Annotated in this window: 12 protein-coding genes; 8 read left to right on the top strand and 4 right to left on the bottom strand. The window is 62.4% G+C overall.

Features of this window, described 5'->3' with window-relative positions; translation table 11 throughout:
* Positions 1-650, bottom strand: a 650-nt coding sequence (locus tag Q4P21_RS14340) for an ABC transporter ATP-binding protein (RefSeq protein ID WP_303389418.1), incomplete at its 3' end; no start/stop codon positions are given.
* Between the two features lie 126 nt (positions 651-776).
* Here Q4P21_RS14340 and Q4P21_RS14335 point away from each other — a divergent pair.
* Entirely contained in the window at positions 777-1,343 is a 567-nt protein-coding gene (locus Q4P21_RS14335) for a GNAT family N-acetyltransferase (RefSeq protein ID WP_303389417.1), read from the top strand.
* Positions 1,344-1,590: 247 nt separating this feature from the next.
* Here Q4P21_RS14335 and Q4P21_RS14330 read toward each other — a convergent pair whose 3' ends face one another.
* The 3 genes from Q4P21_RS14330 to Q4P21_RS14320 all read right to left on the bottom strand — a co-directional run bounded on the left by Q4P21_RS14330 (position 1,591) and on the right by Q4P21_RS14320 (position 5,089).
* Positions 1,591-2,298: a response regulator transcription factor gene (locus Q4P21_RS14330; RefSeq protein ID WP_303389416.1), complete on the bottom strand. Its 708-nt coding sequence runs from the start codon at positions 2,296-2,298 to the stop codon at positions 1,591-1,593.
* Between the two features lie 4 nt (positions 2,299-2,302).
* Positions 2,303-3,535: a sensor histidine kinase gene (locus tag Q4P21_RS14325; RefSeq protein WP_303389421.1), complete on the bottom strand. Its 1,233-nt coding sequence runs from the start codon at positions 3,533-3,535 to the stop codon at positions 2,303-2,305.
* A gap of 72 nt (positions 3,536-3,607) precedes the next feature.
* Positions 3,608-5,089: an SDR family oxidoreductase gene (locus Q4P21_RS14320; protein ID WP_303389415.1), complete on the bottom strand. Its 1,482-nt coding sequence runs from the start codon at positions 5,087-5,089 to the stop codon at positions 3,608-3,610.
* A gap of 67 nt (positions 5,090-5,156) precedes the next feature.
* On the opposite strand from Q4P21_RS14320, the gene Q4P21_RS14315 reads away from it, so the two are divergent.
* The 7 genes from Q4P21_RS14315 to Q4P21_RS14285 are packed head-to-tail and all read left to right on the top strand — an operon-like array spanning position 5,157 to position 11,076.
* Complete coding sequence (locus Q4P21_RS14315) at positions 5,157-5,687, top strand: MarR family winged helix-turn-helix transcriptional regulator (RefSeq protein WP_303389414.1); 531 nt, start codon at positions 5,157-5,159, stop codon at positions 5,685-5,687.
* A 6-nt stretch (positions 5,688-5,693) separates the two neighbouring features.
* The gene (locus tag Q4P21_RS14310) at positions 5,694-6,851 is read left to right on the top strand and encodes a polyprenyl synthetase family protein (RefSeq protein WP_303389413.1); all 1,158 of its coding nucleotides are present in this window, start codon (positions 5,694-5,696) and stop codon (positions 6,849-6,851) included.
* A 2-nt stretch (positions 6,852-6,853) separates the two neighbouring features.
* On the top strand, positions 6,854-7,810 hold the full coding sequence (locus Q4P21_RS14305) for a squalene/phytoene synthase family protein (protein ID WP_303389412.1): 957 nt from the start codon (positions 6,854-6,856) through the stop codon (positions 7,808-7,810).
* Between the two features lie 50 nt (positions 7,811-7,860).
* Complete coding sequence (crtI, locus tag Q4P21_RS14300; RefSeq protein WP_303389420.1) at positions 7,861-9,546, top strand: phytoene desaturase family protein; 1,686 nt, start codon at positions 7,861-7,863, stop codon at positions 9,544-9,546.
* Positions 9,543-9,908, top strand: a complete 366-nt coding sequence (locus tag Q4P21_RS14295) for a lycopene cyclase domain-containing protein (protein WP_303389411.1) — start codon at positions 9,543-9,545, stop codon at positions 9,906-9,908. Before crtI ends, Q4P21_RS14295 begins: the two co-directional genes overlap by 4 nt.
* Complete coding sequence (locus Q4P21_RS14290; protein ID WP_303389410.1) at positions 9,905-10,225, top strand: lycopene cyclase domain-containing protein; 321 nt, start codon at positions 9,905-9,907, stop codon at positions 10,223-10,225. Before Q4P21_RS14295 ends, Q4P21_RS14290 begins: the two co-directional genes overlap by 4 nt.
* Positions 10,222-11,076, top strand: coding sequence for a prenyltransferase (locus tag Q4P21_RS14285; protein ID WP_303389409.1), 855 nt, complete (start codon positions 10,222-10,224; stop codon positions 11,074-11,076). The genes Q4P21_RS14290 and Q4P21_RS14285 overlap by 4 nt, the downstream gene beginning before the upstream one ends.
* The last annotated feature ends 92 nt before the right edge of the window (positions 11,077-11,168 follow it).

Below are 11,168 nucleotides of genomic sequence, written 5' to 3'. Positions count from 1 at the left end.
TAGGATGCGGCCACGGGGTCGTGCGTGACCATGATGATGCTCTGGCCCATTTCGCGGCTGGAGCGGCGCAGCATGCCCAGGACTTCCGCGCCGGTGCGCGAGTCGAGGTTGCCGGTGGGCTCGTCGGCAAAAATGACGTCGGGGCGGGTGAGCAGGGCACGGGCCACGGCGACGCGCTGCTGTTGTCCACCGGAGAGCTCGTGGGGTTTGTGCTTCAGCCGCCCCACCAGGCCGAGGGTTTGGGTGATGGAGTTGAACCAATCCCGGTCCACGGTGCCGCCAGCCAGGGCGACCGGCAGGGTGATGTTGGCTTCGGCAGTGAGGGTGGGGACCAGATTGAACGCCTGGAACACGAAGCCGATGCGGTCCCGGCGCAGCCGAGTCAGGGATTTGTCGTTGAGCGCGGTCAGTTCCGTTTCGCCCAGGTGGATGGTGCCGGCGGTCACCGAATCAAGTCCGGCAAGGCAGTGCATGAGCGTGGACTTGCCTGACCCCGAAGGGCCCATGATGGCGGTGAACTGGCCGGCTGGGAAATCCAAGTCCACGCCCTTCAGGGCCGTCACTTCGGTTTGGCCCCTGCCGTAGGTTTTGCGCAACCCGCGGGCCTGAACCGCCAGTGTGCGCTGCGAATTTTCTGTAGGTATGGTCATGCTTCCAGCGTATTTGTGCAGCGGTGGGCAGCGGATCGGAGCATGGGTGGAGATTGTCGCGATGCACCATGCCGAAGCCTCCTCCCCAGGGATGACACGGCTGGACGGGGTGGGCAACAATAGACCATGAAGATCCTGCTGCAAACAGCTCGGCTGGTACTGCGCGAGTTCACCGAAGCGGACGCCGGACTGCTTGAGGCCCTTGATGCGGACCCCGCCGTGATGCGCTTCATCTCCAATGGGGTTGCCACGCCGTTGCGGGAAATTGTCGACGACTACATGCCCGCCTACCTCGCCTACCACCGGAAGTCACCCCACTTTGGTTTTTGGGTGGCGCAGAGCCCTGTGAACCACGAATTCTTCGGCTGGTTCCACTTGCGGAGCGGCTCTGGCTGCCCCGAATCCGAACCGGAATTGGGATACCGGCTGCGCAGGGACTGCTGGGGACTTGGCCTTGCGACAGAAGGAAGCCGGGCCCTGATCGACCACGCCTTCCTTCACACACCTGCCGCCCGCGTCACGGCGGAAACCATGGAAGTGCATGCTGCCTCACGCAGGGTTATGGAGAAATCAGGAATGTCACTGGTCCGGCATTTTGTTGCCGACTGGCCCGTTCGAATCGACGGAGACGAGCACGGTGACGTGCAGTACGCCGTCACCCGGGAGCAGTGGGAGGCGCACCGGCAGGCTTGACCACCAGATCAAGCTCCGGGTGAGATCAAGCCCGTCTCGTCCGAAATGATCACCACCCGCCCTACCGACGCTCCTGCACTTTCAGGGCATTTTCCAACGACCCTCCTGCGGTTTCCGGTGGGACTTTCCTGATGCTCTTGCAGGGAAGTGGCGGGCAACCGGAGTAGTGCGAGAGCGTTCGGAAAGTCTGCCCCGAAAGTGCAGGAGCGTTGGTAGCAGTGGCCCGGAAAGTGCAGGAGCGATGGTATTAGCCGGGGGAGACCAGACCCGTCTCGTACGCAATGACGACCAGCTGCACCCTGTCGCGGGCGCTGAGCTTGGCCAGGATGTGCCCCACATGCGTTTTGACCGTGGCCTCTGAAACGAACAGCTGCTTTGCAATCTCAGGGTTGGAGTGGCCGTTGGCGATGAGCAAAAAGACCTCATGCTCACGCACGGTCAGGCTGGTCACAGCAGCGGCGTGGGCGTCGTTGGCGGGGCTTGGCGCCGACAGCAGCTGTGACACATGGTCAAGGAGGCGCCGCGTGGTGGAAGGGGCGATTACCGCATCCCCGGCGTAAACGGTGCGAATCGCGCCCAGCAGTTCCTCCGGAGGCGCATCCTTGAGCAGGAATCCGCTGGCGCCCGCCTGGATCGCTGCGAGCGCGTATTCGTCCAAATCAAAGGTGGTCAGCACCACGATCCGCAACTCCGACAACCATGAACCGGCCGGTGCCCCCTTGCTGCGTTCCATGAGCCTGCGCGTGGTTTCCAAACCGTCCATGCCAGGCATGCGCACGTCCATGAGCACTACGTCGGCGGCCGTCGCGGAAAGTCCCTGCAGCGCCTCAATGCCATTGCCTGCCTGCAACACCACGGAGAGGTCGGGCTGGGAATTGATGAGCATGCCAAGGCCTGAACGGACCAGCTGCTGGTCGTCGACAAGGGCCACTCGGATGGGGGAGGTGGGGGTCATGAAATCAGTTCTCCGTGTAGGGGATGAAGGCTGTGACGGCGAAACCGCCGCCGGGCAGCGGGCCAGCCGTAAGTGTGCCGTCGTAAAGGCGGACTCGTTCGGCCATGCCGCGTAGGCCGTTGCCGCCGTCGTTCTGGTGGATGGGGAGGGCATCGGAGAACGACGCCGTTGCGCCCCTGCCGTCGTCGCGCACCGACACTTCCAAGCCGCGGGAGTTCCAGACGAGATTGACGGTTGCCTGGACGTTGGGGCCGGCGTGCTTCATGGCGTTGGTGAGGCCCTCTTGGAGGGTGCGGTAGGCCGTGAGTTCGGCGCCGGCCGGCAGCGTCCGCCGACCCTCCCCGGTGACGGAAAAGGTGACCGGCAACCCGGCGGCTCGGATGCCCAGCAGGAGTTCGTCGAGCTGGTCCAACCCCGGCAGAGGGCGGGTGGACGCCTCCTGCCCTCCGCGCAGCACGCCCAGAAGGCGGCGCATTTCCTGCAGGGAGGAGCGCCCCGTTTGGGCAATCGTGGCAAGGGCTTCGGGGGCAATCTGCGGGTTGGCAGCTGCTGCATAGCGGGCACCGTCGGCCTGGGTGATGATGATGGAGAGGGAGTGGGCCACGATGTCGTGCATCTCGCGGGCAATGTGGGCGCGTTCGTCGCTGGCTGCCAGCTGGCGCTCCTGGTGGGCCTCGATTTCAAGGCGGTGGGCACGGTCCTCGAGTGCCTGCCCGCGCAGGCGCCGGGTGCGGTTGAGGTCCCCGGCCGTCCAGCTGAACAAGACCAGCACCCAGACTGAGAGAACCAGCACCAAGCCGTAGGGTAGATCCGCCACGGAAACTACGGTGAGGTCGTAGAAGAAGCGCGTCACCAACATGATGGCGCCCAACATGGCCAATCCGAGCCCGCCGAGCGAAGCCCATCGGGGGCCGAATGCGGCCAGCGCATAAACAATGAGCGGGACAGCAAGATTGGAGGGCATGGGTGGAACGGCCAGCGCCCACTGCAACATGGCCACGGCTGCAATAATCGAACCGGCCATGACAGTGCGGGTCCGCCGCCACGCCAGCGGTACGACCAGCGCAGTTGTGGTGACCACCCCGGCAGCCAAGGCCGCCCATTGACTGTTGCCGGTCAACGGAGTGTTGCTCGCGCTGGCTATGCTCAATGGCAGCAGGAGCAGCCACAACACCACCATGAAGACCACGTCCACGGCAAAACGGTGCCTGGTGAACCAGTCGTAGATGGATGGCATGATCACCCAGTCAACTTTAGCCAGCTAAATGGGTGTGCGGCGTCCTGCCACGGGTGGAGATGAGAGCGAAACTCAGCCCTGCTGGGCGGCTGCCGTGATGCGGTTCGCCATCGACTTGAAGATGATGCCGTGGAAAGGCAGCACGGCCAACCAGTAGAGCCGCCCGGAGAGTCCGCGGGGAAAGAAGATGGCACGCTGGCGGTAGGTGCTTCCGGACTCGTTGCCCTCGTGGGTTGAGGGAGTCACCTCAAATTCCAGCCAAGCCCGGCCCGGCACCAGCATCTCCGCCCGCAGTCGCAGCAGCCGTCCTTGCTCGAGTGTCTCCACCCGCCACCAGTCCACGGCGTCGTTGAGCTGAAGATGAGTGGGGCTGCGTCTGCCTCTGGTCAGTCCCGCTCCTCCGGCGACCTTGTCCATCCAGCCACGCACCCTCCACGCGAAGGGAATTGAATAGTAGCCGTTCTCCCCGCCGATACCTTCGATGACTTTCCAGACTTCGCCGGCCTCGGCGGATGTTTCCTTGACGCGTTCATCGGTGAAGACCGTCAGCCCCGCCCACTCGGGGTCGCTGGGTAGCGGTTCTGCTGGAGCGCTCAGTGCATGGGCCGTGGCCCAGGTAGTTTCCACAGTGTCGGCCTCGATTTTGTGTAGTGCCAGTTCCACCGCACGCCGATAATGCGTCAGCCCACCCTCCGGTTCGGGAATGAACTTGTCGATGTCGTGCTCGTGCGAAAAGCAGTCGTGTTGCAACGACTCCACCAACGGAATGGCAAGACTGCGCGGCACCGGTGTCACCAAATTCACCCATTGGGCGGCTAGCCACGGAGTCAGCACTGGAAGAGCCAGTACCAAAGGCGGGCGGAAGCCCGCAGCGGAGGCATACACCTTCATCATTTGCGCATAGGTCAACACTTCCGGCCCGCCAATGTCGAAAGTTCTGTTGATCTCCGGCGGCAAATGCATGGCTTGCACCAAGTAGTGCAGTGCATCCCTGACAGCAATCGGCTGGATTTTGTTCAAGACCCATTTCGGTGCCGGCATCATCGGCAACACGTCGGTCAGATGACGTACCATTTCAAAACTCGCTGATCCGGAACCGATCACGAGTCCGGCCTGCAAAACGACCGTGGGGGTTCCGGAAGACATGAGAATTTCCCCAACCTCCTTGCGCGATGCCAAGTGCCTGCTGAGTTCGCCTTGCGGATGGAGCCCTGAGAGGTAAATCAGCCGCTTGACACCGGCATCCCGGGAAGCTTGGCTGAGGTTGCGTGCGCACTGGCGCTCTAACCGCCCGAAATCTTCTGAAGCCTTGCCGTCCGAGGACATGGAATGGACCAGATAGTAGATGATTTCCGAGTTTTCACACAGCGCCTTGGCTGCATCCGGGTCCGTCAGGTCCCCTTCGAGAACCTCCACTTCATTTCTCCACGGGACGTCTCTGAGCTTCTCGCTGTTGCGGCTGAGTACTGTGACCTTGTGGCCGGCTGCGAGCAGCAACGGGACAAGCCTGCCGCCTATGTAGCCGGTGGCTCCGGCAACTGCTATGGAGCTCATAGTTGAGCCTTTCGGTAGACAAGAAGCGTTCGTTCCACCATTATGTAATTAGATTTTCTGATTATCAATGGATAAGGTATTTTTTATGAAGGACAGCCCGAGTGACGAAAGACCCCGGATGCACCCGGCGTCGGTGCTTCTTCGCCAAATATTGGAACTCAATGAGGTGATGGAGTTTGCCATGAGGCGTGAAATGTCCCTGAATGAGACGGATTTTCAGGCCATGCAGCACCTCATCAAGCACAGGTCGATGTCGCCGGGAGAGTTGGCGCAATTCCTGCACCTGACAGCGGCTGCCACCACCACCGTGATCGATCGCCTGGTCAGAAGAGGTCATATTACGCGCACGCCTCATCCAACAGACAGGCGGCGGCTGCTCATCAGCCCCAGTGCTGAATCCGTCAAGGACACCATGGCACGGCTCATGCCCATGATCCTTGAGGTTGACGCTAAGGTTCGCAGCTACGACGACAGCGGACAAGAAGCCATAGTGGACTTCCTCGCCAGCGTGGCAAGCTCAATGCATCAACGGGCGGCGGCGCTGGAGGACAAAACACTAGATCTCCCGCTGGCGAAGCAACAGAACCGTAAGGGGTAGAAAACCATGTCCTTGGCCCATGATCGCCAAAGTACCCACCGCAGAGAACCCCTGCTTGACGATGGCAACAAGCCGTTCGAACATCAGGCCAATGCCACCCGTGAACCGGCACATGCCACACCAGTGGACTGGGCGGTTTTTCAAGATCAGGTGAAAACCTCCCTGGCAGAGTACTTCGCGGCCCAAAAATTCGCCGCCAAGGCCTATTCTCCCGCCTTTGTTGAACTCTGGGACCACATCGCTGCCAGCACAAGTGGTGGAAAATGGATGCGTCCCAAACTCGTCTATCTGACCTACCACGCCTTCGGTGGGCAGGACTGGCGGGCCTGCAGTGAACTCGCGGCAGCTTACGAAATGCTCCACGCTGCTCTGCTGGTCCACGACGACGTTATTGACAGGGACTTCGTCCGCCGCGGCTCGGCGACCCTGGGTGCCACCTATCGGGATGCCGCTACGGCCCAGGGCCATGCCCGGGAAGTGGCTGACCACGCCGGTTACTCGGCGGCCATCATCGCCGGGGATCTGTTACTGACTGGGTCCCTGCGACTTGCCACCTCCGCCACCGCTGGCCACGCCCAGGCAGGTGCGATCCTGGCCACAGTTCACGAAGCAATCTTCGCCTCCGCTGCCGGAGAACTTGATGATTTGTTGTTCTCCCTGGGCAGGGTCTCACCCGGCCTGGGCGACGTGTTGAACATGGAGCGGCTGAAGACTGCCGTGTACTCCTTTGAAATGCCGCTACGTGCGGGAGCCCTGCTGGCGGGGGTGGGGCAGGAGAGTGCCGATGCGCTCGCAGCCGTGGGACGTGACATCGGCGTTGCCTACCAAGTGGTGGATGACGTCTTGGGCACCTTCGGCCAGGAATCGGTGACGGGGAAGTCCGTGGAATCGGATTTGCGGGAAGGCAAACGCACCATCCTCACCACCTTCGCCCAAGGATCGGGTGAGTTTGCCGAAGCGTTGACGGCGTTCCGCGACGGCCGTGCAGAGGTTGACGATGTACGCGCAGTGCTTCAGGAGCTTGGCGCAAAGGAATATGCTCTCAACCTTGCACAGTCGCTGGTCAGTGATGCCTTGGGCAAGGCCCAGCAGCTTGACGTGCCTGAATTCCTGTATCTGGAACTTGCCCAAATCTGTGACTATGTATTGGCCAGGAGGAACTAGCCATGGGAATTGATCCTTTACAGCATTATTCGCAGACAGCTTCGCAGGGGGCCGCCGTGGTGATCCGCAGCTATTCGACATCGTTCGGCCTGGCCTGCCGGCTCCTTGGCTCCGTGGAACGCCAGGACATCGAGAACATCTACGCCTTGGTGCGGATAGCCGACGAGGTGGTTGACGGGGCGGCGGCCGCCGCTGGGCTGAATCCAGAACAGGTGCGGTTGCAACTTGACAGCCTGGAACGGGAAACCGAGCAAGCGCTGCTGGCTGGATACAGCACGAACATGGTGGTGCACGCTTTCGCCGCATCAGCACGGCGCACCGGCATTGATGCGAGCCTGACCCGGCCGTTCTTTGCCTCCATGCGCACCGACGTATCCACGGCGGATCATTCCGCGGACACACTTGCGGAGTACATTTACGGATCGGCTGAAGTAGTGGGATTGATGTGCCTGAAGGTATTTCAGGCCATGGACGACGCCCCCTGCGCTGACGAAGAAGTGCTCTCCCGAGCCGCCCGCAGCCTTGGCGCAGCTTTTCAAAAGGTGAATTTTCTGCGCGATTTGGGCGACGACAGTGCCGACCTGGGACGGCACTACTTTCCGGGTGTGGACCCTGCGGCGCTGACCGAAGCGCACAAGCACGCCCTGCTGGAAGAGATCCGAGCGGACCTCGCGGCTGCCAAGGACGGCATGCAGTTCCTGGCACCCGCAGCCAGGCGCGCCGTGTCTCTGGCCCATGAGCTGTTTTTGGCCCTGGTGGAAAGGATCGAGCACATTCCCGCCGCGAACTTGGTAGACCAACGAGTGCGTGTGCCCGGGTACCAAAAGGCCTACATTGCCGCCAAGGTGATGGCCTCACGGTACCCAAAGACCAACATGGACGACGGCGCCCGGCCCACCGAGAGCCGTGGAACGGTACAGAAGCCGGCGCAGAACGCAACCCGGGGACGTACATCATGAGCGGCCAACGGACCCCGGCGTTCCTGCGACGGGGATTCGCGTTCACCGCGATGTTCAGCGCCATGGGCACGCAACCTGCCAAGGTACCGGCACCCGGCGTGGTGATCGGCGGAGGCATTTCCGGACTTGCCACGGCCGGCCTCCTGGCCCGCGACGGCCATGCGGTGACGCTGCTGGAGAAACAGCAGACGCTCGGTGGACGAGCCGGCCGCTGGCAGCGCGACGGATTCACTTTTGACACCGGCCCCAGCTGGTACCTCATGCCGGAGGTCATTGACCACTGGTTCAAAATGATGGGCACCAGCGCGGACGCGGAACTTGAACTCACCCGCCTCGACCCGGCCTACCGGCTTTTCAGCGACCCTCCGGCGGAGCCCGTTGACGTGCGCACGGGCCGGGCGGAGGCCATCGCGCTGTTCGAATCCCAACAGCCTGGATCAGGGCGCGAACTGGCCAAGTACCTGGATTCCGCGGAACTGGCCTACACCCTGGCCAAGCGGCACTTTCTCTATGACCCGTTCGGCACCCTGCGCGGGCTGGTTCAACCAGCGGTGCTGCGCCACGCGCCCAAGCTCGTGCAATTGCTCACCCAATCCCTGGACCGTTTTGCAGCGCGCAGGTTTTCCCACCCGCTGCAACAAAAGATTCTGGGCTACCCGGCCGTTTTTTTGGGCACCAGCCCGGACAAGGCGCCGTCGATCTATCACCTGATGAGCCACCTGGACCTGCAGGACGGAGTGCTTTATCCCCAAGGCGGCTTCATTGCCGTCGTCGATGCCATGGAGCGGGTGGTGCGCAAGGCCGGCGTGCATATCGTCACCGGAGCCACGGCAACCCAGATTGTCACCGGTCCCGCAGGGGACGAAAACCGTTGCGAGGCCGTTGCCTGGCGTGACAGCGGAGGGGTGAATCACCGCTCACCGGCGCGGCTTGTGGTGGGGGCTGCGGACCTGCACCACATTGAAACGCAGCTGCTCCCGGCGGAACAGCGCACCATGGGCGAAAAGAAGTGGCGGAAGGCCGATCCCGGCATCAGTGCCGTACTGCTGTGCCTGGGCGTCACCGGCGGACTGCCCCAGCTTGCCCATCACAACCTGCTCTTCACGGAGGACTGGCAGGACAATTTCGCCCGAATCATCCAGGGCCGCCCGCTGGCGGACACCACCTCGCTCTATGTGTCCAAGCCCAGTGCCACCGATGCCTCGGTTGCCCCGGCTGGCTCGGAGAACCTGTTCGTGCTCATTCCCGCCCCTGCCCTTCCGCAGTGGGGCAGGGGAGGGTTCGACGGCGGAGGGTCGGCCCAAGTGGAGAAGGTCGCCGATGCGGCCATCGCCCAACTGGCGCTATGGACAGGCACCCCGGACTTGGCCGAGAGGATCACGGTGCGGCGCAGCTACGGCCCGGCGGATTTTCAGGACGACGTCAACGCCTGGCAGGGCAGTGCCCTGGGATTGGCGCACACGCTACGCCAGAGCGCCTTCCTGCGCCCCGGCAATGTGAACCACAAGGTCAGCGGACTTTACTACGCTGGCAGTTCAGTGCGCCCCGGGATCGGTGTGCCGCTGTGCATGATCAGCGCCGAACTGGTGCTTAAATCCGTGCGAGGGGACCGTTCTTCCGGGCCCCTGCCCGAACCCGTGCCCGCACCCGTGGAGGAACCTGGTGCTTCGGAGGCGCAGTCCGTGGAAACAGCACGCCCCGCCGGCACCAGTGCAAGCGAGGCTGCGGGTAAATGATCTATTTGCTTGTTTTGTTGCTAGTGATCGGCTGCATGGTGCTGGTTGATTTGCGCTGGAAGCTGTTTGTTTTCGCCCGGCCCGTGGCCGCGCTCGCTGTGCTCGTTGTAGGAACGGCATTCTTTCTGATCTGGGACGTGGCCGCCATTGCGGCCGGAATCTTCCTGCACCGGGATTCACCGCTGATGACCGGGATCATGGTCGGAGAACAGCTTCCACTGGAAGAAGTGTTTTTCCTGTTTTTCCTCTGCTACCAAACCATGATCCTTTTCACCGGAGTCCAAAGGGTTCTGCACCGGCGGAGCCTGGTGAACGCCGAGACCACCCAGACTACCGAGACCGCCCAGGGGGAACGGACATGAATTTTGTTCAGCTCAATCTCATCTTCGTCCCTGCTGCGGCGGTGGTCCTGCTGCTTGCCCTGCTGCTGGCTCGGCTGGGACGCGGGGATAAACGCAAAGTGTTGATCTGCGTGGCTGCTTCGCTGGTAGTGCTGGTTGCCCTGACCGCCGTCTTTGACAACGTCATGATTGCCTCGGGACTCTTCGACTATGCCGGGGACACCCTCAACGGCACGCACGTGGGGCTGGCGCCCATTGAGGACTTTGCCTATCCCATCGCTGCGGCACTCCTGCTGCCCGGGCTGTGGCTGTTGTTTACCCGGGGACGGAAGGCATGAAGGTACTGTTCGTATCGTCCCGCCCGGTCTCCTGGGTCAACACCGCGTATCCGTTCGCTGCCGCCTATTTCCTGGCCACGGGGCGAATCGACTGGATATTCGTGGTGGGGACCTTGTTCTTCCTGATCCCCTACAACCTGGCGATGTACGGGATCAACGACGTCTTCGACTACGAATCCGATCTTCTCAATGCCCGCAAGGGCGGCATCGAGGGTGCCGTGCTGGAGCGTACCCACCATCGCCTCATTCTCGTCTCCGCGGCTGTGGCCGTGATCCCTTTTGCGGCTGTGCTGCTCACTCAGAGCGGAGTGCTGGCGAAGGTGGTGCTGCTGATATCCCTTTTTGCCGTTGTCGCCTACAGCGCGCCCGGGCTGCGGTTCAAGGAACGCCCCTTTCTGGACTCCATCACCTCCAGCACCCACTTTGTTTCCCCGGCCGTTTACGCCCTGGTTTTGGTGAACGCGCCGTTCACCCCCGGGATATGGGCGTTCCTGGGGGCTTTCTTCCTATGGGGCATGGGCAGCCATGCCTTCGGCGCAGTTCAGGACATTGTGCCTGACCGTGAGGGCGGGCTCGCCTCCATCGGCACCGTGCTGGGGGCGCGCGCCACCGTTGCCTTCTCCGTGCTTTCCTATGTCGGGGCCGGGGTGCTCATGCTCTTTACGGCAGTCCCGCTGGCAGCCGTGCTGGCTATTCCTTACCTGCTCAACACCGCCCCATACCTGCGCGTTAGCGACGAGACGTCCGAACAGGCCAATGTCGCGTGGAAGCGCTTCTTGTGGCTGAACTACCTCAGCGGCTTCCTGGCCACCATGGCCCTGATCTGGCTGGCCACCGGCCACGGCGGCTGACCGGGCCCACGGCAGTTGACTGGCCTCGGCGGCTGAAGCAACGCACTAAGAGTTTCCCCCACCACCATTGAAAGGCCCCGCCCATGCAGGCT

Source organism: Arthrobacter sp. (assembly GCF_030540645.1).
Classification (GTDB): domain Bacteria; phylum Actinomycetota; class Actinomycetes; order Actinomycetales; family Micrococcaceae; genus Specibacter.
The sequence above is the reverse complement of the archived record's forward strand: the minus strand, read 5'-3'. Positions and strand labels throughout refer to the sequence as shown.